Annotated in this window: 28 protein-coding genes; 12 read left to right on the forward strand and 16 right to left on the reverse strand. The window is 67.1% G+C overall.

Features of this window, described 5'->3' with window-relative positions:
• Positions 1-40 precede the first annotated feature (40 nt).
• From ACTXPP_RS02540 to ACTXPP_RS02550, 3 genes are read left to right on the forward strand one after another with little or no spacing between them, the layout of a single operon-like run.
• A complete protein-coding gene (locus ACTXPP_RS02540) occupies positions 41-1,132 on the forward strand; it encodes a FecCD family ABC transporter permease (RefSeq protein WP_443340788.1) in 1,092 nt (363 codons plus the stop codon).
• Entirely contained in the window at positions 1,129-1,998 is an 870-nt protein-coding gene (locus ACTXPP_RS02545; RefSeq protein WP_443340726.1) for an ABC transporter ATP-binding protein, read from the forward strand. The genes ACTXPP_RS02540 and ACTXPP_RS02545 overlap by 4 nt, the downstream gene beginning before the upstream one ends.
• 11 nt (positions 1,999-2,009) lie before the next feature.
• The gene (locus ACTXPP_RS02550) at positions 2,010-2,897 is read left to right on the forward strand and encodes a siderophore-interacting protein (RefSeq protein ID WP_443340728.1); all 888 of its coding nucleotides are present in this window, start codon (positions 2,010-2,012) and stop codon (positions 2,895-2,897) included.
• A gap of 69 nt (positions 2,898-2,966) precedes the next feature.
• Here ACTXPP_RS02550 and ACTXPP_RS02555 read toward each other — a convergent pair whose 3' ends face one another.
• The 3 genes from ACTXPP_RS02555 to ACTXPP_RS02565 all read right to left on the reverse strand — a co-directional run bounded on the left by ACTXPP_RS02555 (position 2,967) and on the right by ACTXPP_RS02565 (position 8,020).
• Positions 2,967-5,162, reverse strand: a complete 2,196-nt coding sequence (locus tag ACTXPP_RS02555; RefSeq protein WP_301497926.1) for a YhgE/Pip domain-containing protein — start codon at positions 5,160-5,162, stop codon at positions 2,967-2,969.
• Entirely contained in the window at positions 5,159-7,786 is a 2,628-nt protein-coding gene (locus ACTXPP_RS02560) for a YhgE/Pip domain-containing protein (protein ID WP_301520959.1), read from the reverse strand. Before ACTXPP_RS02560 ends, ACTXPP_RS02555 begins: the two co-directional genes overlap by 4 nt.
• Positions 7,787-7,867: 81 nt before the next feature.
• Positions 7,868-8,020 carry a hypothetical protein gene (locus ACTXPP_RS02565; protein ID WP_301497929.1) on the reverse strand — a complete coding sequence of 51 codons (153 nt, stop codon included), beginning with the start codon at positions 8,018-8,020 and terminating at the stop codon, positions 7,868-7,870.
• A 162-nt stretch (positions 8,021-8,182) separates the two neighbouring features.
• On the opposite strand from ACTXPP_RS02565, the gene ACTXPP_RS02570 reads away from it, so the two are divergent.
• Positions 8,183-8,992: an alpha/beta hydrolase gene (locus tag ACTXPP_RS02570; protein ID WP_301525870.1), complete on the forward strand. Its 810-nt coding sequence runs from the start codon at positions 8,183-8,185 to the stop codon at positions 8,990-8,992.
• Here ACTXPP_RS02570 and ACTXPP_RS02575 read toward each other — a convergent pair.
• The gene (locus ACTXPP_RS02575) at positions 8,986-10,299 is read right to left on the reverse strand and encodes an MFS transporter (RefSeq protein ID WP_301498642.1); all 1,314 of its coding nucleotides are present in this window, start codon (positions 10,297-10,299) and stop codon (positions 8,986-8,988) included. The genes ACTXPP_RS02570 and ACTXPP_RS02575 overlap by 7 nt on opposite strands.
• 178 nt (positions 10,300-10,477) lie before the next feature.
• Here ACTXPP_RS02575 and ACTXPP_RS02580 point away from each other — a divergent pair, with 178 nt between their 5' ends.
• Entirely contained in the window at positions 10,478-11,866 is a 1,389-nt protein-coding gene (locus ACTXPP_RS02580) for a hypothetical protein (protein ID WP_443340732.1), read from the forward strand.
• Between the two features lie 212 nt (positions 11,867-12,078).
• Positions 12,079-13,188 carry an acyl-CoA dehydrogenase family protein gene (locus tag ACTXPP_RS02585; protein WP_443340733.1) on the forward strand — a complete coding sequence of 370 codons (1,110 nt, stop codon included), beginning with the start codon at positions 12,079-12,081 and terminating at the stop codon, positions 13,186-13,188.
• A gap of 243 nt (positions 13,189-13,431) precedes the next feature.
• Here ACTXPP_RS02585 and rpsQ read toward each other — a convergent pair whose 3' ends face one another.
• The 11 genes from rpsQ to rpsJ are packed head-to-tail and all read right to left on the reverse strand — an operon-like array spanning position 13,432 to position 18,644.
• The gene (rpsQ, locus tag ACTXPP_RS02590; RefSeq protein WP_301520884.1) at positions 13,432-13,713 is read right to left on the reverse strand and encodes a 30S ribosomal protein S17; all 282 of its coding nucleotides are present in this window, start codon (positions 13,711-13,713) and stop codon (positions 13,432-13,434) included.
• On the reverse strand, positions 13,713-13,946 hold the full coding sequence (gene rpmC / locus ACTXPP_RS02595) for a 50S ribosomal protein L29 (RefSeq protein WP_443340734.1): 234 nt from the start codon (positions 13,944-13,946) through the stop codon (positions 13,713-13,715). Before rpmC ends, rpsQ begins: the two co-directional genes overlap by 1 nt.
• Positions 13,946-14,362: a 50S ribosomal protein L16 gene (rplP, locus tag ACTXPP_RS02600; protein WP_301520882.1), complete on the reverse strand. Its 417-nt coding sequence runs from the start codon at positions 14,360-14,362 to the stop codon at positions 13,946-13,948. The genes rpmC and rplP overlap by 1 nt, the downstream gene beginning before the upstream one ends.
• Before the next feature lie 3 nt (positions 14,363-14,365).
• Positions 14,366-15,115, reverse strand: a complete 750-nt coding sequence (gene rpsC / locus ACTXPP_RS02605) for a 30S ribosomal protein S3 (RefSeq protein ID WP_443340736.1) — start codon at positions 15,113-15,115, stop codon at positions 14,366-14,368.
• Entirely contained in the window at positions 15,115-15,480 is a 366-nt protein-coding gene (gene rplV / locus ACTXPP_RS02610) for a 50S ribosomal protein L22 (RefSeq protein WP_301520880.1), read from the reverse strand. The genes rpsC and rplV overlap by 1 nt, the downstream gene beginning before the upstream one ends.
• A 2-nt stretch (positions 15,481-15,482) precedes the next feature.
• Positions 15,483-15,761 (reverse strand): 30S ribosomal protein S19, encoded by a 279-nt coding sequence (rpsS, locus tag ACTXPP_RS02615; protein ID WP_301520879.1) that lies wholly within the window; start codon positions 15,759-15,761, stop codon positions 15,483-15,485.
• A gap of 15 nt (positions 15,762-15,776) precedes the next feature.
• Complete coding sequence (rplB, locus tag ACTXPP_RS02620; RefSeq protein ID WP_301520878.1) at positions 15,777-16,619, reverse strand: 50S ribosomal protein L2; 843 nt, start codon at positions 16,617-16,619, stop codon at positions 15,777-15,779.
• A 37-nt stretch (positions 16,620-16,656) separates the two neighbouring features.
• Entirely contained in the window at positions 16,657-16,959 is a 303-nt protein-coding gene (gene rplW, locus ACTXPP_RS02625) for a 50S ribosomal protein L23 (protein ID WP_301525435.1), read from the reverse strand.
• Positions 16,956-17,627 carry a 50S ribosomal protein L4 gene (rplD, locus tag ACTXPP_RS02630; protein ID WP_441596894.1) on the reverse strand — a complete coding sequence of 224 codons (672 nt, stop codon included), beginning with the start codon at positions 17,625-17,627 and terminating at the stop codon, positions 16,956-16,958. The genes rplW and rplD overlap by 4 nt, the downstream gene beginning before the upstream one ends.
• Positions 17,624-18,280, reverse strand: a complete 657-nt coding sequence (gene rplC, locus ACTXPP_RS02635) for a 50S ribosomal protein L3 (protein ID WP_301520876.1) — start codon at positions 18,278-18,280, stop codon at positions 17,624-17,626. The genes rplD and rplC overlap by 4 nt, the downstream gene beginning before the upstream one ends.
• Positions 18,281-18,338: 58 nt before the next feature.
• Complete coding sequence (rpsJ, locus tag ACTXPP_RS02640) at positions 18,339-18,644, reverse strand: 30S ribosomal protein S10 (RefSeq protein WP_010120790.1); 306 nt, start codon at positions 18,642-18,644, stop codon at positions 18,339-18,341.
• 728 nt (positions 18,645-19,372) lie between these two features.
• Here rpsJ and ACTXPP_RS02645 point away from each other — a divergent pair.
• The 6 genes from ACTXPP_RS02645 to ACTXPP_RS02670 all read left to right on the forward strand — a co-directional run bounded on the left by ACTXPP_RS02645 (position 19,373) and on the right by ACTXPP_RS02670 (position 22,959).
• Positions 19,373-19,900 carry an Asp23/Gls24 family envelope stress response protein gene (locus ACTXPP_RS02645; RefSeq protein ID WP_443340742.1) on the forward strand — a complete coding sequence of 176 codons (528 nt, stop codon included), beginning with the start codon at positions 19,373-19,375 and terminating at the stop codon, positions 19,898-19,900.
• Between the two features lie 86 nt (positions 19,901-19,986).
• A complete protein-coding gene (locus ACTXPP_RS02650; RefSeq protein WP_443340744.1) occupies positions 19,987-20,436 on the forward strand; it encodes a hypothetical protein in 450 nt (149 codons plus the stop codon).
• A 39-nt stretch (positions 20,437-20,475) separates the two neighbouring features.
• Entirely contained in the window at positions 20,476-20,664 is a 189-nt protein-coding gene (locus tag ACTXPP_RS02655; protein WP_443340746.1) for a hypothetical protein, read from the forward strand.
• Complete coding sequence (locus ACTXPP_RS02660; RefSeq protein WP_443340749.1) at positions 20,661-21,743, forward strand: Asp23/Gls24 family envelope stress response protein; 1,083 nt, start codon at positions 20,661-20,663, stop codon at positions 21,741-21,743. The genes ACTXPP_RS02655 and ACTXPP_RS02660 overlap by 4 nt, the downstream gene beginning before the upstream one ends.
• Positions 21,740-22,396, forward strand: coding sequence for a DUF6286 domain-containing protein (locus tag ACTXPP_RS02665; protein ID WP_443340750.1), 657 nt, complete (start codon positions 21,740-21,742; stop codon positions 22,394-22,396). The genes ACTXPP_RS02660 and ACTXPP_RS02665 overlap by 4 nt, the downstream gene beginning before the upstream one ends.
• The gene (locus tag ACTXPP_RS02670; RefSeq protein WP_301498831.1) at positions 22,393-22,959 is read left to right on the forward strand and encodes a hypothetical protein; all 567 of its coding nucleotides are present in this window, start codon (positions 22,393-22,395) and stop codon (positions 22,957-22,959) included. The genes ACTXPP_RS02665 and ACTXPP_RS02670 overlap by 4 nt, the downstream gene beginning before the upstream one ends.
• Before the next feature lie 308 nt (positions 22,960-23,267).
• Here the strand turns inward: ACTXPP_RS02670 and tuf are convergent, their stop codons facing one another.
• A complete protein-coding gene (tuf, locus tag ACTXPP_RS02675; RefSeq protein ID WP_301520913.1) occupies positions 23,268-24,458 on the reverse strand; it encodes an elongation factor Tu in 1,191 nt (396 codons plus the stop codon).
• Positions 24,459-24,821: the final 363 nt, after the last annotated feature.

Genomic DNA, 24,821 nt, shown 5'->3' on the forward strand with positions numbered 1-24,821 from the left:
CGACGCGTCCGGCACCGGACGCTCCCGGCGTCCCCACGGCATCCGCCGCTACGTCTCCGACGGCACTGTGCCGGGGCGTCCGGCCTTCCGCATCGGCGTCTACTCCACCGTGTGGCGGCCCCGCCAGTTCCTCACCACCCTCAGCCTTATCGTCGCCGTGTTCGCCCTGTTCTGCGTGTCCATCGGCGTCGGCGACTACCCGATCAGCCCGTGGCGCGTCTTCGAGATCATCGGCACCGGAGCCGGCGAACGCATCGAGAACCTCGTGGTCTTCGACTGGCGCATGCCCCGGACCGTCACCGCCATCGTCGTCGGCGCGGCCCTGGGCCTCTCCGGTGCACTGACCCAGTCCGTGACCCGCAATGCCCTGGCCAGCCCGGACATCCTCGGCATCACCACCGGCGCCTCCGCCATGGCGGTGACCATCATCGTGCTCGGCGGTGGCGCGACCGGCGGCATGGTCGGCTGGCTCTCCGGCGTCGGCATCCCCGTCGCCGCACTGCTCGGCGGTCTGCTCACCGGCCTGGTCATCTGGCTGCTGGCCTACCAGCGCGGGATGGACCCGTTCCGCCTGGTGCTGTCCGGCATCATCATCTCTGCACTGCTGATGGCCTACATCAACTTCCTGATGACCCGGGCCGACCTGCGCGACGCCGCCACCGCCCAACTGTGGCTCTCCGGCTCCCTCAACGCCGCGGACTGGACCAAGGCCGCACCGGTGATGATCGCCGTACTCATCGGTGCCCCACTGTTCGCCTGGATCGCCTTCCAGCTGATGGCCAGCATCCTGGGCCCCGACATCGCCCGCTCGCTCGGCCAGAACGTCACCGGGGTGCAGATCGCCCTGCTGGTGTTCTCCGTCGCCCTGGCCGCCATGGCCGTCGCCGCCGCCGGGCCGATCGGCTTCGTCGCCTTCGTCTCCCCGCAGATCGCCCAACGCCTCTGCGGACGCTCCACCCCACCACTGATGGCCGCCGCCCTGTTCGGCGCCTGCCTGCTCGTCGCCGCCGACATCATCACCCAGACCCTGCTTCCGACGGAACTGCCCGTCGGCCTGCTGACCTCCGCCGTCGGCGGTATCTTCCTGATCTACCTGCTCGTCCAGAACAACCGGAGGGCCTCCACCGAATGAGCGACAACAGCATCCGCGCCACCGGTCTCACCGTCGGCTACGGCAACGACAAAGCAATCATCAACGACCTGGACCTGCAGGTCCCCGTCGGCAAGGTGACCACCGTCATCGGCCCCAACGGCTGCGGCAAGTCCACCCTGCTGCGCGCCATGTCCCGGCTGCTGCCGCCCCGGTCCGGTGAGATCCACCTCGGTACCACCGACATCGGGTCGATGAAACGCAAGGACCTCTCCAAGATCATCGGTGTGCTCCCCCAGTCGCCGGTCGCCCCGCCCGGGCTGATCGTCTCCGACCTCGTCGCCCGCGGACGCCACCCGCACCAGTCGTGGATCCGCCAGTGGTCCTCCACCGACGAGGAAGAGGTCATGGCCGCCCTCGAGATGACCTCGGTCGCCTCGCTGGCCGACCGTCCGGTCGACTCCCTGTCCGGTGGCCAGCGCCAGCGCGTGTGGATCTCCATGGTGCTGGCCCAGAACACCGACGTCCTCTTCCTCGACGAGCCCACCACCTACCTCGACCTCTCCCACTCCATCGAACTGCTCGACCTGGTGCGCCGGCTGAAGAAGCAGCTCGACCGCACCGTGGTGATGGTGCTGCACGACCTGAACCTGGCGGTCCGCTACTCCGACCACCTGGTCGTCATGCGCGAGGGCGAGGTCATGGTGACCGGCTCGCCCAGCGAGATCATCACCTCGGAGATGCTCAAGGACATCTTCAACCTCAATGCCGTGGTCATCGACGACCCGGTCACCGGTGGGCCGCTGATCGTGCCCTCGGCCCCACCGGAGGTCGGCGAGCACATCGCCGACGCTGATCCAGCGACCACCATCGAGACCCGACACACCGCCGACCACCCCACCAGCTAGGAGCCGCCTCCATGACCACCCGCCCCGCCACCGCGGTGACCAGCACCGAACTGCGCGAGCACCCGCAGCGCAACACACCGGAGGGGCCGGACGATCCGGGTCGGCTGCTCGCCGTCACCGTCACCGCCACCGAACAGCTCGCCCCCAACCTGCGCCGGCTGACACTCGCCGCCCCCGAACTGCGCGAGTTGACCCTCACCGGCCCCGATGAGTTCTTCGGCCTGCTGATGCCCCGTGACCGCGACGACTTCACCACCTTCGACACCGCCGGGAGCAACATCCGCGCCGCCGTCGCCGAGATCGACGAGTACGAACGCCCCGGCCTGCGCTGGTACACCGTCCGGCACTTCCGGCAGGACGCCGGGGAGATCGACGTGGACGTGGTCATGCACGACGACCACCCCGGCCCCGGCGCCACCTGGGTCGCCGCCGCCCAGCCCGGCGACACCGCCGGCATCTGGCTGTCCAACGCCATCTGGACCCGCCACAACGACGAGCGTCCCCTCTTCGTCGCCGACCCCTCCGCGGTCCCCGCCCTGCGCGCCGTCCTGGAGTTCACCGTCGACCACCACCCCGACGACCTCGCGTCCTACCACCTGGTGATCGTCACCGACGGTGGCAACGAACTGGAGGCCGGCTTCGCCGAGCAGTGGGCCGACAAGGTCGGCTCCCTCATTGTCCTGGACGCCACCCCGGAGCAGGCCACCGAGACCGTGCGCGCCCACTTCACCAAGGCCGCCGCAGCCGGACACCCGTCCACCCAGCCGAGCTACGTGTGGGCCAGTGGCGAGGTCGGACTGTCGAAGATGGTCCGCGGCCTGGCCGTCGACGAGTGGGGCCTGGACTCCGCACTCGTCAACTGGATCGCCTACTGGATCGAAGGCCGACCCCGGCCGTAACTCCCCCGGCAGGAACTCCCCTGCCGTCGTCCCCCCTACCCCGGTTCCCGTTCCCACGGGAGCCTGGGTTTAGAGCATCACCTTGGTCGAGTCGATCGCCTGCAGGGTCTTGCGGTTGTAACCGTCGAGGAAGCGACGCAGCAGCAGACCCAGGATCAGCGCCGGGATCAGGAAGATCAGCAGGCAGCCCAGGCTGATCCAGAAGTCACCCTTGTAGATCCCGGCGATCGCCGAACGCATCGCGTCCACGGCGTAGGTCGCCGGCAGGATCGGGTGCAACGCCTGGAACCAGCCCGGCAGCAGCGGCAACGGATAGGCACCGCCGGCACCGGCGACCTGTATCACCAGGATGATCACCGAGATCGCCTTACCCACACTGCCGAAGGACAGCACCAGTGTGTAGACGATCGTTATGAACACCATCGAGATGATCCAGGACGACAGCATCAGCAGGAACGGGTGCACCGGCTCGATCTCCACGAACACGATCAGCCCCAGTCCGGTCAACGTCGACTGCACGAAGCCGATCAGCTGGTACAGGCCGAGACGACCGAAGTAGGCCTCGGTGCGCGACACCGTCGCGTCCTCCGCCTCTGCGATCGGCGTGCTGCCCGCGACGTAGGGACGTACCAGGACCGAGGTCAGCAGGGCACCGACCCACAGGGCCAGCACCGCGTACAGTGGGGCCATGCCGGAACCGAAGGTGGCGACCGGGTACACGGCCTCGCGCTCCACGTTCACCGGCGCAGCGAGGTGCTGGGCCAGGGAATCCGGGTCGTTGCCGACCAGTTCCGCCAGCTTCGCGAAGTCACCGTCGTCACCGGCGCTACCCAGGGCTTCGGCGACCTCGGCGAAGGTCTCGGCATGCTCGTCGAGCTTGTCGGCGATGCTGTCCGTCGCGGTCGCCGCACGCGCCAGGGTGCTGCTCAGCGAACCGTCGCCGTCGGACAGCCCGGAGGTGATGTCCTGCAGGTCGGCCTTCACCGCGGCGACGCTGGTGCCGAGGCGGTCCATGGTGTCGCCCAGCTCGGAGAGCTGCGGCTTCAGGTCCTGACGGTAGGACGACACGGCCTCGTCGATCGCCGCACTGGCTCGGCTCAGCGAGCCCTCGATGTTCGACTTGGTCTCCTGTGCCGAGGCATTGCCCGCGCGGATGTCGCTGGCCGTACCGGCCAGGTCCTCCTGCAGGTCGGACGTCCGGTCGATTGTGGCGTCCAACGAGGACAGCACGCGCTCGTAGCCGGGCTTCGCGGCGTCCGGCAGGTTGTTGCCGATGTTGGTGTCCAGGGTGTTGCGCAGGCCCTCGAAGTAGTTGACCTGCTGCTGCACCCGGTCGGCCAGGGTGTCGAAGGTCGCCGCGGTGGTCCCGCTGGCGGAGTTCGCCGAGGCGAACAGGGAGTCCAGCTGGCCGCTGACCGCACCGAAACTCTCACTCGTCGCGCCGAGGGCACTCTCCAGGGAGCTGGTGGCCGTGTCCAGGGTGGAAAGCAGGTCATCGCTGGCCGCTGCGCCCTCGCCGGCCTCCTCCGGGTCGTCGAACTGGGCACCGGCGGCGCGGGCGATGTTGCCGGCACCGTCGACCAGCGGGGTGGTGGACTCCAGCAGGTTCGTCAGCGAACGGACGGTCGTCGCACCGGACTCCACCCGGGCACCGATGTTCTCCACCCGGGACTCCAGGCGCTGCATCGCGGCCTGGGTGTCCTCGTGCTCCAGGTAGTCCGACAGGCTCGACACCGCACCGAGGCCGACATTGGCGACGATCTCGGTGAAGGTCTCGTTGATCTGCGTGATCACACCGTCGGCACCCTGCTCGGTGATGAGCGTCGACAGCGCGTTCTTCTTCTCGTTGGTGTAGAGCTGCAGCGTCGTCGGCTCGGTGCCGGTGGCGTAGAAGGTCAGGATCGAGGTGCTGAAATCCTCCGGGAGCACGATCGCGGCGTAGTAGTCGCCGGACTTCGTGCCCTCGATGGCCTCGTCCTCGGTGGTGATGACCCAGTCGATCTGGTCGTTACGGGCTAGCTGCGAAAGCACCTGGTCACCCAGGTTCAGCTGCATCGGGGCGATGTCGCTCTCGTGGCCGGTGTCGGCGTTGGCGACGGCGATCTCCAGTTCCTCGGTGTTCTCGAAGGGTTTCCAGCTCGCGAGCACGTTGAACACGGCGAACACCATCGGGATGACCATGATGAAGAACACCATGATGGACGTGATCACGCTGCGACGGATGGAGCGCAGGTCATCGCGCACGATACTCAGGGACTTCTTCATGCCTGGCCACCCTTCGTCTCGTCCGCGCTGTCAGCGCGGTCCTCTGAATCGTCCGGGTCGTCCGGGTCGTCCTGGATCACCGAACTGCCGCCCACGCCGGCGCCGACGACGGCGCTCTGCAGCTCGCTCTCCGGGAGCTCCGAGAGCTCATGGGCACGGGCGAAACTCTGCTTCGCGTACTCCAGCATCAGGATGAACGCCACAACCAGCAGCATCCACAGGCACACGATGCCGAACACCAGGGCCTTCTGGCTGCTGGTGAACCGGGCGATGATGCCCAGTACCACCACACCGGCGACCCCCACGATCACCGAAACGCGCAGCAGGCGGTCGTAGTTCTCACGCAGCGGCTTCCACCGGTGGTCCATCTCCTCACGGAAGGCCTCACGGTCGCGCAGCGCGTGGATCACGTCGGTCAGACGGTAGCTCGTCCCCACGACCTCGACCCTCTCACTGACGATCAGGCCGGTGGACTCCAGCTCCTTGTTGACCTGCACGTTGACGTTCGACATCCACCGCCGCAGCAGCAGCCCGATCAGCAGCGCCGCCAACGCCATGAACAACAGTGTGCCCATGGCACGCCAGTAGTGGTCGCCGTAGAAACCACCGATGACCTCGCGGAGGGCGTCGATACCGTAGGTGAACGGCAGGAGTGGGTATATCGCCTGGAAGAAGGCAGGCGTCATCTCTATCGGGTACATGCCCGAGGCACCCGGGATCTGCAGGAACGCCAACACCACCGCGATGATGCGGCCGACATGGCCGAGTGCGGCGACCAGCGCATACATGATCGACAGGTACGACAGGCCGGCGAACACCGTGGTGGCGACGAAGGCGAAGTCGTTCTCGGTCTGCACGCCGAGCAGCAGGTTACCGATCGAGACGACCAGACCCTGGCCCACGCCGAGCACCGCCAGCAGTGCCAGTCGACCGCGGTAGGCCTGGCCGACGGTGAGCCGCTGGACGCCCTTCTTATCGACCTCCACGCGGAAGATCACCATCATCATGAATGCGCCGATCCACAGCGACAGGTTGGTGAACAGTGCGGCCATGCCCGAGCCGTAGGTCGCCACCGGGTACACCGCATTGCTCTCCACGGTCGCCGGGGAGGCGACGAAGCGGGAGACACCGTCGGAATCGAGACTGGTCACGGTGTCCAGCAGACCACCTTCGGACGCCGCATTCAGCGCCAGGATGTCGGCCTTCGCCGTCTCCAGCCCACTCTCGATACCGTCGACCTCCTCGGCGAAGTTGCTGATCACCTCGCCGGTGCCCTCGAGCTGGTCACTGACACCGTCCAGCAGGGAATTCGCCTCGCCCAGCATGGTCTGGGTGGACTTCAGGGCGCCGGCGAAGTTGCCGGCGGTGGCGTTGACCCGGCTGATCGCGGCCTGCAGCTGCGGCAGGGCGTCGCCGGTCGTCGACTGCAGGCCACCGGCGGAGTCGCGGCTGTCGTCGGTGGCGGCGGCGAGGGCGTCGGACGCCCCGGACACCGCATCGAGCGCACCCGAAGCGTCCGACTGCAGCCCCGTGAGGCTGTTGATCAGGTCGGAGTTCGCGTCGTTCTGGCTACGCAGGTCGTCCAGGGCGTCCTGCAGCGGGCCGGCGACGCCGTTCCCCAGGGCGGCACCGCCGAGCAGACGCTCCAGCTGCGCGATGGCGCGGTCGCTCTGGCGGGTGAACGCGGAGGCGTCACGCAACGCCGAGTCGATGCCCGTCCCGGCGCGCTCCAGCTCCCCGGTGACCGCGGAGATCGCGCCACGGGCTGCGGAGGTGCCCTCGGCCAGGGCGCCGGTGCTCTCCAGGTAGGCGGTGGTGGCCGCCTCGGAGAAGTTGTCGATCTGTGCCTGGACCCCGGTCATGATCGACTGCACCTGGGTCAGGGCGGTGTTCGCCTCGTCCAGGGCGCCGTCGACCGAGCGCAGGGCCCGTTGGGTGGACTCCACCGTGGGCTGGGCCTGATCCAGACGCTCCTGGATGCGGGTCAGCGACGCACTGGCCGAGGCCATGGTGTCGGCGGTTTCGTCGAAGGCGTTGGCCGCGCCGGACTGGGCGTTCGCCAGACGGTCCTCGAGATCCCCACCACTGTTGGACAGCTCGGTGGTGACCGCCTCGGCGATGCGCTCCTTGACCACCGAGCTGATCGTCGCGTCGAGGGTGGTGGCACCCTGGTCGGTGATCTTCGGGGAGATCGCGCTGGTCTTCTCGTTCACCTGGTACACCAGCGTCGGGGGCGAGTAGGTGCCCTCGAACATGCTGAGGATGTCGTCGGTGAAGGTCGAGGGCACCGTGATGGAGCCGTAGACGTCGCCCTTCCTCAGGGCGTCGTCGGCTTCCTCGGCGTCCATGAACTGCCAGCCGAGCTGGTCGTTCTCCTTGAGCTGGGAGACGACCTGTGCGCCGACGTCGATCGGGCCGGTCAGTTCCGAATCGCCGCCCTCGTCCTCGTTGACCACGGCGACACCGATCTCACCGGTGTTGGAGTAGGGGTCCCAGAAGGCGGCGATGTTCAGCCAGGCGTACAGGGCAGGGGTGATCATCAGACCGATGACGATCAGCCAGGCCTTGGGTGTCTTCCAGAGCCGTGACAGGTCTCTGGTGAAGACTTTGGCGCTTCCTCTCACTTTAAGACCGTAACACCCGGCGGGGCTTCACGCGCAATGGTCTGTGTTGGTTCACAGATTCAACACACCCTGACGGAAACGCTATGTCACCACCGCAGGCTTGACGTCGAGTTCCGGGAGCAACCGGGCCCGGAGATCGGCATGAACCGCCGGATCGGTGGGACTGGTGGTGTCGGCGGCGGCGCGGCCGCTGACCTGTCCGGCTACCGGATGGCTGCGCCTAGACTCGCGCAAACCCCCTCCCCTCGCCGGAAGGCACCGCCCATGGACGCCGACAAGCTCCACCCTCAACTGCGCACCACGTTCCGATTCCTCCCGACCGCACCCGTGGCGACACGGCTCGGGAGGGCCGTCATCCGCCGGGCCACACGGTTACTGCCCGCAGGTTCCCCGCCAGTGGGCGCCCAGAGCGGGACCGTCGATCTCGGCGGTGGCATTCCTCCGGTCCATGTCCTCAACCCCGTCGAGAATGCCAGCGGGGCTGCCCTGCTCTGGATCCACGGTGGAGGAATGGTGATCGGTTCCCCGGCACAGGACTACGCCAGGATGGCGTCCCTCTGCACCTCCCTCCGCATCACCGTGGTGATGGCCACCTACCGACTGTCCCTCGAGCACCCGTTCCCCACCCCCCCCCTTGACGACTGCGAAGCTGCGTGGAACTGGTTGGTCGATCATGCGGGGGAACGCGGGATCGACCCCTCACGAATCGCCATCGGCGGGGAAAGCGCCGGCGGCGGACTCACCGCCATGCTCACCAACCGGCTGCACGACAAGCGCGACAGCGGCGCTCTGCAGCCGGCGGCCCAATGGATGTTCTGCCCCATGTTCGATGACCGCACCGCGGCCGACCGCAGGCTGGACGACGAGCGGCACCCACTATGGAACAACCGGTCGAACCTTGTCGGCTGGAGGTCCTTCCTCGGCACGGAACCAGGTTCAGCGACCGTACCCGAGGGTTCCGTGCCGTCCCGCCGGGATGATCTGACCGGACTGGCCCCGGCGTGGATCGGTAGCGGGACAGTGGACCTGTTCTACGAGGAGGACGCAGCCTATGCCCGCGCGCTGGCCGATGCCGGGGTGAACGTCACCCTCGATGAGGTCCCCGGGGCACCGCACGCCTTCGAGGCAATCAGTCCGGCCCCCGTCGCGAAGGAGTACCTGGCCCGTTCCGAAGCATGGCTTGCCGGGAAGCTCGGGTGTCAGTGACCGGTGTACTCGCGCCAGTGCGGCGCGGTGAGCTCGTCGTCGATGATGGAGTTGCGTCCGGCTCTGACCCCGACGAGTCCCATGACGAGTGACAGCACCACCAGGGTCGACAGGATGACCGTCCAGCTGCCCGTGGCCTCGTAGACGAGCCCGATGGCGAACGGCCCGAGCCCGGCCAGGAAGTAGCCCATCGGCTGGACGAAGCCCGACAGCCGGGCGGTCACCAGCGGCGAGCGGCTGCGCGCCGGAATCAGCGCGATGGCCGTCGGGAAGCAGAACCCGCCGATACCCAGTAGGAACGCCCACAGCAGCGGTGTTGTCGTCGGCGCCAGCAGGATGCCAAGGTAGCCGGCCGCGGTGAGCACGGCGAAGACCAGCGGGAACGGTGCCAGGCTGCGAGCCCGGTCAATGATGGTGGGCATCAGCAGGCCGCCGAGGATGTTCAACGCGCCGACCAGGGACAGCGCCACGCTGGCGGTGTCGCGGGAGACCCCGGCGTCCACGTACATCTGCGGCATCCAGCCCATCTGCAGGTAGGCGTTCATCGACTGCAGTGCGAAGAACATGGTGAGGAACACCGCCGTCGGCGAGCGCCACAGCGACACCGAGGTCAAAGCGGCGCGCGTGGCGGCGGCGTCGCCGGACGCCGCGTCGCCGGACGCATCGGCGGAGGCCGGAGCGTCCGACCCCGGCTCCGCGGGAACCGGCTCGGGCTCCGGTGTGGACGGGAAGTCGAAACCGGTGCGCCACGCGACACCGAGCCATACCACGACCTGCACCGCGGCGAGGACACCCCAGACGAACAGGGCCCAGCGCCAGGCGTCGTCCCCCGAGAACCACAGTGCCGACAGTGGACCGAGCGCGCCGGACAGTCCGAGCAGGGCGCCGTAGGCGGTCATCATTGCCACGGTGCGGCGTCCGCCGTAACTCTTCACCCACGCCGGGATCAGCACGTTTCCCACCGCGATACCGGCGACGACCAGGCCACTGAGCAGGATGAACCAGGCGATCCCACCGACCCAGGGGCGTGCGGCCAGGCCGACGAGGGCCAGCACCATGCCGATCACGATCACCCGGCTCAGGCCCATGCGTCGGGCCAGCGGCACCGCGCACAGGCCCATGATGCCGAAGAGCACGCCGGGCATGGCGGTGATCAGTCCGGCGAGGGAACCGGACGCACCGAATGCGCCCAGGACGTCCGACAGCACCGGCCCGAGGGAGGCGATGCCGGCGCGCAGGTTCACCGCGGCGACGACCACGGCGACGAACGCGAGCCCGACGGGGATGACGACGTTCTTCCTCGACACGGTGATTCTCCTTACTTGTTCTCGGCCAAACCTTTGCCAACCTACTCGCAGGATAAGGTGCTTTCCATTCACCCCGTCGTGGGTCCTGTGCACAGATCCGGCGCCGATTCCGAAAGTTGTCCACATGTGCCCATCTCGTCCACACCTGGCGAGGGGCATGTGGGTAACGTTCATGACGATGCCTGATTCCATCCACACCTCCCCCGCGCCCGCCTCCGCCGCCGTGTGGGGCACGGTCGACACCGCCACCGACATCCCGGACACCCTGCTCTGCCACGTCGTGACCACCATGATGGCCACCCACGGCGCACTGCGCGCAGTGCTCACCGACGGCGAGGACGGCGCTGCCGGCACTGCGACGGTGACCATCCCCGGAGAGCCAGCGGTCGGAGCGTCCGACCTCATCGCCGAGGACCGCACCGGGCCCGGGGTGCTGGCCGCGGAGTTGTCCCCATCGGACGGGCTGGTGTGGAGAATCAGCCGGCTGTCGCCGACCAGGCTGCTGGTGTGTGTGCACCGCGGGGTCGTCGACAGTGCGAGTTGGGCGACGGTGATCAATGATGTCCGCACGCTGCTGGACGGCGGGACGCTGCCGCCCGCCGGGTCCTGGACGGACGCGGCCGCCACCGCACTGGCCGTTCCGGTCGCCGCCCCGATCCACGGCGGCGGCCCGGCGACCTACAAGACCTTCGACGTCAGCGACGCCGAGGCACTGCTGGAGCTGCTGCCCGCCCAGCTGGGCACCGGTGTGGAAGAGATCCTCGCCGCGGCGGTGGTGCTCGCCCGCGCCGCCGCCGGACAGCCTCTCGACTCCGTGGCGCTGCGCAGTCGCCGTCCGGCTGGCACCGGGGCCTCCACCGCAGACACCTTGCGCCGCACCGTCGGACGCCTCGACCAGCAGTTCACCGCGGCCGTCCCCCACCCGCACGCCGTGGCGTCCGACCTGCTCACCGGGGCCCCGGTCGTGCGGCAGACCGTGACGGACACCGCGGCACTGCTGGACGCCGCGGTCACTGCATCCGGCACAGCGACCGGCACGGCGACGGGTGCGTCAGAAGGGGCGGAGGTTCCCGGTGCCACCGTCGAGGTGAGCACGGCGAAGATCTCCGTGACCGGGCCGGTGCGTCCGGTCGACGGTGTGGCACACGTGATCCTCGGGACGCAGGCACTGGCGCGGATCTCCGTCGTCGACGAACGAGGCGGGGCCGACGGCGTACTGCTGTGGCGGTGGCTGGAACAGGCGCTGATCAGCCTCTCTGCCCTGGCCCGACTGATCGACGCCGGTGCGGACGCCACCCCGGACAACCCCGTGCCGGCCCGCAGCCGCAACCTCTTCGGTGCCGACCCGGCGGCCGGCCTCGCCGCGTCGGAGCGTCCTGAACGCACCGTGGACCTGCGTAACCTGCCCGAGGTCAACGGCTTCGAGGTCGCCCGACGCCTCACCGACAACCACCCCGGCGGCACCACCCTGGTGCTGCTGCCCGGGGTCACCGACCCGAAGGCCACCGGCGGACGCTCCGGCCGCGTCGGCAGCGGCGTCACCGCCCGCCTGATCACCGAGCGATAAACGCGGAGTCCTGCGGCAGCGTCCCGCGGCCCCCTTCCATTCACCCCTTTGGGGAACTCTGGCCGAGCAACAGACCGGGGGTCTACTCGTGGTCACGACACAGCTGCCACGACCAGGAGTACCCACCTTGACCTCTTCACTCGACGCACACACGAGCGCCCCGGCGCACCACGCAGCAGCCCTCTCCCCCACCAACTCCCCCGCCACCGTGCATGCCTGACGCCAGGCCCCTCGGCAGTCCGATGGAGCCGGCTGTCACCGAACTGAAACGCTCCGGACCGCTCGCCGCCACCGTCCCCGTACGGCTCGGCGGGCCGGGGCTTTCCCCGTCGCAGATCGCTTCACGGGTCGGCGCGCTCGCCGAACAGGACGGCTCCCTCGGCCAGGTTCCCCAGAGCCACCTCAGTTTCAGCCGGTGGCTGTTCAACGAGGCGGATCCGGCGAATACCCCGGAGGCGCGGCAGTACTGGGCCGATCGTCTGCTCGGCATCCAGCACCACAGCGGCAGCGGCAGTAGCAGCGACAGCAGCATCCTGTTCGCCAATGCGCAGATCGACAGCGCGGCCGCTACCGCCGGTGGCGGACCCGTGGTCCTGGACAACGGACGACTGAACGGCCGCAAAATCTTCTGCACCGGCTCGATCTACGCCGAGGTCATCGTGGTGGCTGCCCGTCGTCCCGGCGAGGACCGCCAGACCCTCGCCGCATTCCTGCCGGTCGACGCCCCGGGCCTCACCGTGGTGGACGACTGGTCCGCCCTGGGTCAGGAGTTCACCGGGTCAGGCACCGTGGTCTTCGAGGACGTGACCGTCCCGGAGGGCGCCCTGCGCTCCTTCGACGCAGCGCTGACTTTACCCGGCTACGGTGCCTTCGCCCAACTGTTGCACGCCGCGATCGACGTCGGCATCGCCACGTCCGCCCTCGACGCCGCCCTCGAGCTCACCCGCCAGGACGATCCTGATCCCCTCACCTCCCACCTCGTCGGTGAACTGGTCGCCCAACGGTTCGCCGCCGAGGCAGTGGTGGAGAAGGCCGGACGTACCCTGGACGAGCTGTGGGCGTCGGGCGGGACGGACACATCCGCCGAGGCGTCCCTCCAGGTTGCCGCGGCGAAGGTGACGACCGGGGCGCTGACGGTGGACCTCGCGTCCCGCATCTACGAGCTGACCGGGACGCGCGGCACCGCTGGCGGGTCGAACCTGGACCGCCACTGGCGCGAACTGCGCACCCACACCCTTCACGAGCGCCGACGCGACAAGCTGGCAACCCTGGGGTGTGCCGCCCTCACCGGCGAGAATCCCCCGGCCGGCCCGAAGTTCTGAGTGAGGACAGGCCGCCGGGAGCGGGGTGCAGCTAACCGTCCCCGATTCGGTCACCCGACCACACGTGAGATGACCGAATCGGGGACGCTTAGCGTCACCAACCACGACTGCCGGCCATTGACCGCAGCGTCCTGAAACACGAAACCCCCGTCCCCGCTCCTGAGGAGCGGGGACGGGGGTTCGGCAGGTCAGGTGAGTGCCCTCACCGATGGACCGGAAGATTCCGGGCCAGCGGGAAAAGGACTACTTGGCCTTCTCGATGATCTCGACGAGACGGAAGTGCTTGTCCTTGGACAGCGGCCGGGTCTCCTCGATGCGAACGAAGTCGCCGATGCCGGCGGTCTCGTTCTCGTCATGCGCCTTCACCTTGGTGTTGGCGCGCATGATCTTGCCGTAGAGGGCGTGCTTCTTGCGGTCCTCGAGCTCGACCACGATGGTCTTGCTCATCTTGTCGGACACGACGTATCCGGAGCGGACCTTGCGTGCGCCCTTGGTGTTCTCGTTGCTCACGTTTGCCTCGCTCATTATGCGTCCTCACCGCCGGGGATGACGGACAGCCCGAGCTCGCGCTCGCGCAGGACGGTGTGAATCCGGGCGATGTCGCGCTTCACGGTGCCCAGACGACGGTTGTTGGACAGCTGGCCGGTGGCGGACTGGAAGCGCAGGTTGAACAGCTCTTCCTTAGCCTCCGTGAGACGGGTGGCCAGTTCTTCGTTGTTGAGCTCGCGGAGCTCGTGAGCCGGGGTTCCGGTAGCCATCAGAACTGATCCTCCTTCTTCACGATGCGCACCTTGCAGGGCAGCTTGTTGCCGGCACGACGGAGAGCCTCCAGGGCGATCTCCTCGTTGGGGTAGGACATCTCGAAGAGGATGCGGCCGGGCTTGACGTTGGCCACCCACTTCTCCACGGGGCCCTTACCGGAACCCATACGCACGCCGAGCGGCTTCTGGGTCAGCGGACGATCCGGGAAGATGTTGATCCACACCTTGCCACCACGCTTGACGTGGCGGTTGATGGCGATACGGGCGGACTCGATCTGACGGTTGGTGATGTAGGTCGGCTCCAGGGCCTGCAGGCCGTAGTCGCCGAACGTCACGCGGTTGCCGCCCTTGGACACACCGGTGCGGTGAGGCCGGTGCTGGCGGCGGTACTTCGTGCGCTTGGGGATAAGCATGGGTTAACCCTCCTGCTTCTGCTCGGCGCGCTGACGGCGAGCTCCACCACGACGCGGACGCTCACGACGGTTGCCACCGCGGTTACCGCGGTCGTCACGGGCGTTCTGCAGGGACTCGCGGCGGCCGCCGACGACGTCGCCCTTGTAGATCCAGACCTTCACGCCGATACGGCCGAAGGTGGTGTGGGCCTCGTAGGTGCCGTAGTCGATCTCGGCACGCAGGGTGTGCAGCGGAACGCGACCCTCGTGGTAGCGCTCGGTGCGGCCCATCTCGGCACCGCCGAGACGACCGGAGCACACGACCTTGATGCCCTTGACCTCAGGCTGACGCATGGCCGACTGGATGGCCTTACGCATTGCGCGGCGGAATGCCACGCGGTTGCTGAGCTGCTCGGCGATGGACTGGGCCACCAGCTTCGCGTTGGCGTCAATGTTCTTGACTTCCAGGATGTTCAGCTGAACCTGCTTGCCGGTGAGCTTCTCCAGCTTGCCGCGGATGCGGTCAGCCTCGGAGCCGCGACGGCCGATGACGATACCCGGACGAGCGGTGTGGATGTCCACACGGACCCGGTCGCGGGTGCGCTCGATGACGACGTCGGCGATGCCGGCGCGGTCGAGGCCCTTCGACAGGAACTCGCGGATCTTGATGTCCTCGGCGAGGTAGTCAGCGTACTGCTTGTCGGCGTACCAGCGGGAGCGCCACTCGGAAGTGATACCCAGCCGGAGGCCGTGGGGGTGAATCTTCTGGCCCACTACTGAGCACTTCCCTTCTGGCTCTCGACAACCACGGTGATGTGGCTGGTGCGCTTGCGGATCTGGAAAGCCCGACCCTGTGCGCGGGGCTGGAACCGCTTGAGCGTCGGTCCCTCGTCGGCGAATGCCTCGGAGACGACGAGCGTGTTCGGGTCCAGGCCGAAGTTGTTCTCGGCATTCGCGGCGGCGGAGGCGACGACCTTGGCGATCGGCTCGGAAGCCGACTGCGGTGCGTACCGCAGGATTGCCAGGGCGTCCTCCACGGACTTGCCACGAATGGTGTCGATGACGCGGCGTGCCTTCATCGGGGTGACCCGGACGAACTTGGCGGTTGCGCGTGCGTTGTTGACAGCGGTGTCAGACATGGTTATCGCCGACCCTTCTTGTCATCCTTGATGTGTCCCTTGAAGGTCTTGGTCGGGGCGAACTCGCCCAGCTTGTGACCCACCATGGAATCATCGACGAACACCGGGACATGCTTGCGACCGTCGTGGACGGCGAAAGTGTGGCCGATGAAGTCGGGCAGAATGGTCGATCGACGGGACCAGGTCTTGATGACCTTCTTGGTGCCGGCGTCGTTCTGAACGTCCACCTTCGCGAGGAGGTGTTCGTCGACGAACGGGCCCTTCTTGAGGCTGCGTGGCATTCTCAACTACCTCCTTTAGCGCTTCTTGTTCTTGTTGGCACGGCGACGGCGGACGATCAGCTTGTCGCTCGGACGGTTGGGCTTGCGGGTACGGCCCTCAGGCTGGCCCCACGGGGAGACCGGGTGGCGACCACCGGAGGTCTTACCCTCACCACCACCGTGCGGGTGGTCGACCGGGTTCATGACGACACCGCGGACGGTCGGGCGGATGCCCTTCCAGCGCATACGGCCGGCCTTGCCCCAGCGGATGTTGATCTGGTCGACGTTGCCGACCTGACCGACGGTCGCGCGGCAGCGGATGTCGACGCGACGGATCTCGGTGGACGGCATACGCAGGATGGCGTACTTGCCTTCCTTACCCAGCAGCTGGATGGACGCACCAGCGGAGCGTGCCAGCTTGGCACCGCCGCCCGGCTTCAGCTCCACGTTGTGGATGGTGGTACCGGTCGGGATGTTGCGCAGCGGCAGGTTGTTGCCGGACTTGATGTCGGCAGCCGGACCGGACTCCACGACGGTGCCCTGCGTCAGACCACGCGGGGCGAGGATGTAACGCTTCTCACCGTCGGCGTAGTGCAGCAGCGCGATGTTCGCGGTGCGGTTCGGGTCGTACTCGATGTGTGCGACCTTGGCGGTGATGCCGTCCTTGTCATTACGACGGAAGTCGATGACACGGTAGCGCCGCTTGTGGCCGCCACCGATGTGGCGGGTCGTGATGTGGCCGTGGACGTTGCGGCCGCCGGTCTTGGACAGCGGGCGCAGCAGAGACTTCTCCGGGGTCGAACGAGTGATCTCGTTGAACTCGGACACGGAGCTCTGGCGGCGACCCGGCGTAGTCGGCTTGTACTTGCGAATAGCCATACTTCTGCTCTCTCTTTACCTGTCGGTATCGCGCGGCCTAGGCCGCGCCACCGAAGATGTCGATGGGATCGCTGCCGGCGACCAGGGTCACCATGGCGCGCTTGGTGGCCTTGCGCTGCCCGAAACCGGAGCGGGTGCGCTTACGCTTGCCCTCGCGGTTCAGGGTGTTGACGCTGGCGACCTTCACACCGAAGATCTGCTCGACGGCAATCTTGATCTGGGTCTTGTTGGAGTCCGGGTTCACCAGGAACGTGTAGACGTTCTGCTCCATGAGTCCGTAGGACTTCTCGGAGACGACGGGCGCGATGATGATGTCCCGGGGGTCAGCGATGGTGCTCACTTAGCTGCCTCCTTGGCTTCGTTTCCTGCTGCCTTGGAGTCAGCTGCGGCGATGAAGCCGTTCAGCGCCTCGACGGAGAACACGAGGTCATCCGCGTTCAGCACGTCGTAGGTGTTGAGCTGGTCGAAGGCCAGGGTGTGGACGTTCGGCAGGTTGTTGACCGACTTCCACGCGGCGACGTCCTCGCGGCCGAGGACAACCAGGACCGACTTGCGGTCGGTGAGGCGCTCGATGAACGCCTTGGCTGCCTTGGTCGAGGGGGTCTGGCCGGCGACGAGCTCCTCCACGAGGTGGATGCGCTCGTTACGGACGCGGTCGGTGAGGGCACCGCGCAGGGCGGCTGCCTTCATCTTCTTGGGGGTCCGCTGGTCGTAGTCACGCGGCTGCGGGCCGTGGACGATGCCACCGCCGGTGTAGTGCGGCGCGCGGATCGAGCCCTGGCGGGCGCGGCCGGTGCCCTTCTGACGGAAGGGCTTCTTGCCGCCGCCGGAGACCTGGCCACGAGTCTTCGTGGCGTGGGTGCCCTGGCGCTTCGCGGCGAGCTGGGCCACGACGACCTGGTGCATCAGCGGGACGGACGGCTCCACATCGAAGATCGATGCGGGAAGGTCGACCGAGCCGTTGGTGGCACCGTCGGCGGTCTGGACGTTGAGGGTCAAGTTGCTCATGCGTGTGCACCGCCCTTCACTGCGGTCTTGACGGTGACGATACCGCCGTTGGTTCCGGGGATGGCACCCTTGATCAGCAGCAGGTTGGACGCAGCGTCCACCTTTGCGACCTTCAGGTTCTGCAGGGTGACCTGCTCGTTGCCCATGCGGCCTGCCATACGCTTGCCCTTGAAGACACGACCCGGGGTAGCGCAGGCGCCGATGCCACCGACGCGGCGGTGAGCGGCCTGGTTACCGTGGGAGGCGCCCTGGCCGGCGAAGCCGTGGCGCTTCATGGCGCCGGCGAAGCCCTTACCCTTGGAGGTGCCGGTGACGTCAACGAAGAGAACCTCGTTGAACAGTTCGGCGGTGACGTCCTGGCCGACCTCGTAGGCGGAGGCGTCCTCGACGCGGATCTCCGTCACGTGGCGGCGCGGGGTGACACCGGCCTTCTTGAAGTGACCGGCCTGCGGCTGGTTGACCTTACGCGGGTCAATGTCGCCGTAGGCGATCTGGACGGCCTCGTAGCCGTCGATGTCCTTGGTGCGCACCTGGGTGACGACGCACGGCCCAGCCTCGACGACGGTGACCGGGACGACCCGGTTGTCCTCGTCGAAGATCTGGGTCATGCCGAGCTTCTTGCCCAGGATGCCCTTGATCTCGTTTTCACTCATAATTCGCTTCTCCGCTGCCTAATTCAGACTCAAGTCCACAATCTCGTCCAGAACGAGATCACTGGATGTTGACGTCGACGCTGGCCGGAAGATCGATGCGCATGAGAGCGTCAACGGTCTTCGGGGTCGGGTCGAGAATGTCGATCAGCCGCTTATGGGTGCGCATCTCGAAGTGCTCGCGAGAGTCCTTGTACTTGTGCGGCGAACGGATGACGCAGTACACGTTCTTCTCGGTGGGCAGAGGCACAGGGCCAACCACGCGGGCACCGGTACGGGTGACCGTCTCGACGATCTTCTTTGCAGAAGCGTCGATTGCCTCGTGATCGTAGGCCTTGAGCCTGATGCGGATCTTCTGTCCCGCCACGCTAGTCCTCTTCCTCGTGTCCCCCACCATCCCTGCGGCAGTCCCCGGTATCCGGGGCCGCAGCAATGGCGGTGGGTACTTCTTATTCATTGTCAACGCTTGACGGCACGGCAAATGTCACGCATGCATCCCGAGGAAGAGCCCCCGACTGGTGTGGTCGCATCAGGATCTTCGCTTGTTGAGCCTCTGTTTATTTGCCATGCCCCCTTGGTCCGGTACCCGCGGTCGGGCGTGTCATGGACACACCCGCGCGGCAGACCAATCGACAGGATGATCCTGACGATGATGGGTCATGCTCACTTCACCATCGGCGCCGTTGTCTGCCCGGTCCAAAGTGCCCTGCCACCGGTTCCGATCCGGCCTGGTGGCTGGTGCGTGACTCGGGCGCACGAACGCCATGTCAAAGCAACGTCGACCATTTAACCACGTCCGACCTATGGAGCCAAATCCCCCGCCCTACCCCCGCTGCGACTTCCTGCGCTGGTCGCCGGCAATGTCTGCAGCAGTGTCGGCAGCAGTAAAGCCCGAGGTCGGGCGCCGCGACGAAGCGGTGCCCGAACCGGAGCCGGCCCGGCGTCTGCCCGGCGCTGCCACAGCGGTCGAATCACAATCATGTGACTCACACCGCCCTCGACGCCCGGGCACAGCGGGCGTACTCCAGTACGATAGGGACCAGGCAGACTGACCAACACCTGCACCCGACCAACCCCATGTAGAGGACCTCTCAGATGAGCGACAGCACCTCCGCCAACGACTCCACCGAGAACACCACCGCACCGGCAGGCACCAGCGCATCCAGCACGTCCGACAACACCACCGGTGTCCCCGCGACCCGTCACTCCGGTCTGATGACCGAACACGGGCAGACCTCCGTCGCCGACGTCGTCGTCTCCAAGATCGCCGGCGTCGCCGCCCGTGAGGTCACCGGGGTCCACGGTCTCGGTGGCGGCACCACCCGCGCCATCGGCGCACTGCGTGAACGCATCCCCGGCGCCCGCGTCAACGTCCAGCAGGGCATCTCCGTGGAGGTGGGCGAGCGGCAGGCCGCGGTCGACATCTCCATCGTCGCCGAGTACGGGGTTGCGATCCACGAGCTCGCCGAGGCGATCCGTCGCAACATCATCCTCTCCGTCGAAGAGATGACCGGCCTGGAGGTCACCGAGGTCAACGTCCTCGTCCACGACATCCACCTGCCCGGGGACGACGACGATCCCGAGCAGGAGGGGACCGAGCAGCAGCCCACCCGCGTGCAGTAGCGCGTAACAACCAAGGAATCAGTGCGGTCGGAACCACAGCTAGAGGACACTGAAGACTTCGCAGACTACACAGCAGAGGAACAACGATGAGCGCCACCGGTAACCCCGGTACCTTCCGCGACGACCCGGAGTACGTACGGGCCCGCCGGGAGATCATCCGCGCCAACCACCCCGACCGGGGCGGCTCGGATGAGCAGCTCATCACGGCCCTGCGCGAACTCGACGACCAGTGGGAACGCCGCATCCGTGTGCGACGCAACGTTGAAAGCGTCCGGCTCCCGGGCTTCATCCCCGAGGACGTCGCCCGCCAGGCCACCGACTTCGCCGAACGAACCTCCGACGAGGTCCTGCGGCGTGCCGAGGATCTTCGGGCCAAAGGTGCGGTCATCGCGCACTCCCCGAAAACAAGGCAGTTCATCAAGGCTGCCGAGAGGGCCGCCCGCAACGCCGAACGCACCGTCCGGTCCCGGTTGCCACGCAACTTCCCGGGAGCACGGCGCTACACCGAAACGCGGACCCGCAGCGACGACGAGTAACAAACCACACGCAGCACCAGACCATGAAGTGAGGCAACAATGAAGTACGCGACGATCCTCGGTGTACTCTTCGGATTCCTGTTGGCCGTCGGGGCACTCTGGCAGGGCATCATCGGATTCCTGGTGGTCCTCGTGCTGTGCGGCGTCGGCGGGATCGTCGGTGCACACCTGGAAGGCCTGGTCGATCTGCGGCGGGTGGTCGGCACCAGTCAGCGCGGCAAGGGATGAGCACCGCAGTGGATTCCGACCGCAGCACCACCATCAGTCCGCGGGTCGTCGAGAAGATCGCCCTCCGGGCAGCCCGACAGGTCCCCGGGGTGATCGACCACTCCTCCGGGCTCGGTCAGTTCGCCGGACGTAGCTTCCCGCGCGTCTCCGTGCACCTGATCTCCGACGTACGCGGACAACGCGTCGCCGTCGACCTCGACGTGCAGATCGCCACCCGATGGCCCGCACCGACCGTTGCCGTCGCGCAACTCACCCGCGAAGTCGTCGCTGAATGGGTCGAGGCCTTCACCGGCATGACGGTTCACGCGGTCAACGTCGACGTTGGCGAGGTCGTCCCCCACCCCGAACTGCCCGACGAGCAGGCACGCATCACCCTCGGCGAGTTGGAGGCGACCCCACGCACCCCGCTGTTGACCAGGATCAGCGCGACGCCGCTGCGTGCCCACTCCCCCAAGACCGTCCGTGGCATCACTGAACCGGCCCACCCCCCGGTTCCGCCGGCGGCGGCGCTTGCCCCGGTCATCACCGCGCAACGCACGCCGGTACGACGGGTCGATGCGCCGACCGAGCCCACGCTCACCGCGAAGCATCCCGTCCCCCCGGACGCCCCCACGCTGGCGCCGGTGCCGCCGCCTCGCCGGGTCCCCGCCCACCACCCGATCGCCCCGGCGTACCCGACGGTGACACATCCGGTGGGTCCACAGCCTCGGCCAGTGGCACGTCCGGTATCGCCGCACAGTCACCTCAACCCACCGGTGACCAGCCGGGTGCACACCAACCACCGGCCCGTGGTCTCGCCGCCACCGCAGTACGGACTACCCCTTCTGGCCGACGTCCACACACCGGCCGGTCCCTTGCTTCGTGCCGTGCCCACCCCACGTGGCCTTCAGCCGCGTGCCGTGCCGACCCCGCAAGGCCTGCCGGTCACCATCCACCCGGAGGTGGACCGCCACGGGCTCCGGTCGGTGACGGTCAACCGACATCCGCGGATCACCCCCACCGCCCCGAGAGACCGTCAGCGCGACAACGACGGCCAGACGACCGACGACACCAACGAGACCGACAGGATGACACCGTGAGCGCCCCGGAACAGTACCGTCCCGATCCCTCGGGACGCTTCGCCATCGACCTGAGCGGTGGTACGCATGTATCAGAGCCGCTCGGTGACGCTCACGCACCCGCCTCCGATCCGACACCCGCACCCGTCGCCTCGCCCACCGCCTGTGGCTGGACAGTCATCCTCGGACTACTGATGATCGTCGCCTGCGGGGTCATCGTGCGCGACATCTTGCTGGTCACCGAAGTCATCGACGGACAGCAGCTGCTACCACCGGCCTTCGACTGGCTCGCCACCCTCAGCTACGACACCTGGATGCTCTGGGCCGGCGTCGGGTGCGCATTCATGGCCCTCATCCTGCTCATCTCCACGGTCCTGCCACGCACACGCACGCATATCGCCGTTGGTGCAGAACAGAGAGTCTTCGGGCGGCCGATCGACTTCGCCCGGATGTCGACCTCCACCGCCCGCCGGATCCCCGGTGTGGTCGACGCCCAGTCCGTGGTCACCCGGAAGAAGATCAAGGTCACCGTACAGTCCACAGCCACCCCGAACGACCAGGATGAGGTGCGCGGCAAGGTGCAGGAATCACTCGAGACCCTGGCGGGACGACTGACCCCGACCCCGGAAGTCACCGTGACAGTGACCCCGGCAACCTCACGGAGTGACTCATGAACCGCGGAAAAGCAGTCGTCGACCGGCTGGTGACGTTACTGCTCGCGGTGCTCTTCGGCGGTCTGGCCTTCTGGGGCATCGGACAGTACTTCGACGTAGCCGCTGCTCAACACATCAGCGAGGTCGCCGACCGGGACTTCTGGGCCGGACTCGCCGACCGGGAAAGCTACGTGACCATACTGGTGCTCGCCGCCGTCGTGCTCGGTGTCATCGGGCTCATCCTCGTCGGAATCAACACCGGACGCCGCAGACTGGGACGCATGGTCTCCCCCGCGTCGAACAGCCTCGGCGCGATCCGCACCACCCCCACAGACATCGCCTCGGCCGTGGCACAGTCGCTGGCGAGGTTGGACGACGTGACCGCGGCGTCGCACCGCACCACCCGGGACCGGGGAACCGACGTGATCGAGGTCAGGGTGCGGGTGCTCGCCGAGACGGACATGACCCTGGTTGAGGACGCGTGTTCCACCGCCGCGTCAGACATCGCCGCAGCGCTTCCGAACCAGGACGTCCGACCTCGGTTCCTCATCGAGACCGAACGCCCCGCGCGCCGCAACCGCTGAGAACCCGTCACGCTGTCGCGGCCGAAGCAACCACTCAGATGCTCGAGAATCCCGTGAACGCAGTTGTTCACGGGATTCTCGATCGTCTGGGTTGTCCTCCACCACTCGGTCGTGCTGCCTGCCCACTGGGAATCGGGCGTGATGCCTGCCCACCAGGACGCGGACAATAGCGGTGATCCGCCGGCGAAGACCGGCAGGCTGATCTCCAGGCCCGGCACAGACAAAAAGGAACCGCCCCCTCCCGGATGACTCCGGGTGGGGGCGGTTCCTGGTGTTCCCGCGGTATGCGGGAGACCGGTCAGATCAGCTTACTTGTTGATCTTGGTGACACGGCCGGCGCCGACGGTGCGGCCACCCTCACGGATGGCGAACCGCAGGCCCTCGTCCATGGCGACCGGCTGGATCAGGGTGACGGACATGTCGACGTTGTCGCCGGGCATGACCATCTCGGTGCCCTCCGGCAGCTTCACGACGCCGGTGACGTCGGTGGTGCGGAAGTAGAACTGCGGGCGGTAGTTGTCGAAGAACGGGGTGTGGCGGCCGCCCTCATCCTTGGACAGGATGTAGACGGAGCCCTCGAACTCGGTGTGCGGGGTGTAGGCGCCCGGCTTGGCGATAACCTGGCCACGCTCGACGTCCTCGCGCTTCAGACCACGCAGCAGCAGGGCGGCGTTGTCGCCGGCCTCAGCGGAGTCCAGCAGCTTGTTGAACATCTCGATGGAGGTGACGGTGGTCTTGGTCGACTTCTCGCGGATGCCGATGATCTCGATCTCGTCGTTGAGGTTCAGCTGGCCACGCTCGACACGGCCGGTGACGACGGTGCCGCGCCCGGTGATGGTGAAGATGTCCTCGACCGGCATCAGGAACGGCTTGTCGGTCTCGCGCTCCGGGTCCGGGATGGAGTCGTCGCAAGCCTGCATGAGCTCGACGACCTTCTCGGTCCACTTCGGGTCGCCCTCGAGCGCCTTCAGAGCGGAGATGTGGACGATCGGAGCCTCTTCGTCGTAGTCCTGCTCGGCCAGCAGTTCGCGGACCTCCATCTCGACGAGCTCGATCAGGTCCTCATCCTCGACCATGTCGCACTTGTTCAGGGCGACGAGGATGTAGGGGACGCCAACCTGGCGGGCCAGGAGGACGTGCTCACGGGTCTGCGGCATCGGGCCGTCGGTGGCGGCGACAACGAGGATCGCGCCGTCCATCTGGGCAGCACCGGTGATCATGTTCTTGATGTAGTCGGCGTGACCCGGGGCGTCCACGTGGGCGTAGTGGCGCTTCTCGGTCTGGTACTCCACGTGGGAGATGTTGATCGTGATGCCGCGCTCACGCTCTTCCGGCGCCTTATCGATGTTCTCGAAAGCGAAAGCCTGGTTGAGGTCGGGGTAGGTATCAGCCAGAACCTTGGTGATGGCAGCGGTCGTCGTGGTCTTACCGTGGTCGACGTGACCGATGGTGCCGATGTTAACGTGCGGCTTGGTACGCTCGAACTTAGCCTTCGCCACTGTGTGTCCTCCTGGACTTCTCGGTGGCTACGACTTTCGCAGCCACAGTGTTGGTGGTTTCCGGTACCGGGTCCGTCACTCTCGTGAAGCGGGCGGACCCACCGGAACTATTTCGTTTGTGCCGATGACAGCAACGTGAAGCGCGTTGGACGACCGAACACCCCCGCACCGAACGGCGGGACTGCATGGGTTTCCTGCCTACACGCAGGTGCTGGGTAACGGCCAGCACTCTGTATCCTACTGCACACCACCCGCCGAAAGAAAAATTGGGGGGTGACGGGGCGTGCGAGGATACCGGGTGCTGGCCCCTACCCTCCTGAAATGCCCCGATGTGACCAGTCAGGAACTGGCGGTCCGGGACGG

It is taken from the genome of Candidatus Corynebacterium faecigallinarum (genome assembly GCF_052264515.1).
GTDB classification, from domain to species: domain Bacteria; phylum Actinomycetota; class Actinomycetes; order Mycobacteriales; family Mycobacteriaceae; genus Corynebacterium; species Corynebacterium faecigallinarum.

Excerpts from the sequence above, each read along its gene's own strand:
- ACTXPP_RS02545 (WP_443340726.1), top strand. The coding sequence starts at position 1,129 with ATGAGCGACAACAGCATCCGCGCCACCGGTCTCACCGTCGGCTACGGC.
- ACTXPP_RS02550 (WP_443340728.1), top strand. The coding sequence starts at position 2,010 with ATGACCACCCGCCCCGCCACCGCGGTGACCAGCACCGAACTGCGCGAG.
- ACTXPP_RS02555 (WP_301497926.1), bottom strand. The coding sequence starts at position 5,162 with ATGAAGAAGTCCCTGAGTATCGTGCGCGATGACCTGCGCTCCATCCGT.
- ACTXPP_RS02580 (WP_443340732.1), top strand. The coding sequence starts at position 10,478 with ATGCCTGATTCCATCCACACCTCCCCCGCGCCCGCCTCCGCCGCCGTG.
- ACTXPP_RS02585 (WP_443340733.1), top strand. The coding sequence starts at position 12,079 with ATGCCTGACGCCAGGCCCCTCGGCAGTCCGATGGAGCCGGCTGTCACC.
- rpsQ (WP_301520884.1), bottom strand. The coding sequence starts at position 13,713 with ATGAGCGAGGCAAACGTGAGCAACGAGAACACCAAGGGCGCACGCAAG.
- rpmC (WP_443340734.1), bottom strand. The coding sequence starts at position 13,946 with ATGGCTACCGGAACCCCGGCTCACGAGCTCCGCGAGCTCAACAACGAA.
- rplP (WP_301520882.1), bottom strand. The coding sequence starts at position 14,362 with ATGCTTATCCCCAAGCGCACGAAGTACCGCCGCCAGCACCGGCCTCAC.
- rplV (WP_301520880.1), bottom strand. The coding sequence starts at position 15,480 with ATGTCTGACACCGCTGTCAACAACGCACGCGCAACCGCCAAGTTCGTC.
- rpsS (WP_301520879.1), bottom strand. The coding sequence starts at position 15,761 with ATGCCACGCAGCCTCAAGAAGGGCCCGTTCGTCGACGAACACCTCCTC.
- rplB (WP_301520878.1), bottom strand. The coding sequence starts at position 16,619 with ATGGCTATTCGCAAGTACAAGCCGACTACGCCGGGTCGCCGCCAGAGC.
- rplD (WP_441596894.1), bottom strand. The coding sequence starts at position 17,627 with ATGAGCAACTTGACCCTCAACGTCCAGACCGCCGACGGTGCCACCAAC.
- rplC (WP_301520876.1), bottom strand. The coding sequence starts at position 18,280 with ATGAGTGAAAACGAGATCAAGGGCATCCTGGGCAAGAAGCTCGGCATG.
- ACTXPP_RS02645 (WP_443340742.1), top strand. The coding sequence starts at position 19,373 with ATGAGCGACAGCACCTCCGCCAACGACTCCACCGAGAACACCACCGCA.
- ACTXPP_RS02650 (WP_443340744.1), top strand. The coding sequence starts at position 19,987 with ATGAGCGCCACCGGTAACCCCGGTACCTTCCGCGACGACCCGGAGTAC.
- ACTXPP_RS02655 (WP_443340746.1), top strand. The coding sequence starts at position 20,476 with ATGAAGTACGCGACGATCCTCGGTGTACTCTTCGGATTCCTGTTGGCC.
- ACTXPP_RS02660 (WP_443340749.1), top strand. The coding sequence starts at position 20,661 with ATGAGCACCGCAGTGGATTCCGACCGCAGCACCACCATCAGTCCGCGG.
- ACTXPP_RS02670 (WP_301498831.1), top strand. The coding sequence starts at position 22,393 with ATGAACCGCGGAAAAGCAGTCGTCGACCGGCTGGTGACGTTACTGCTC.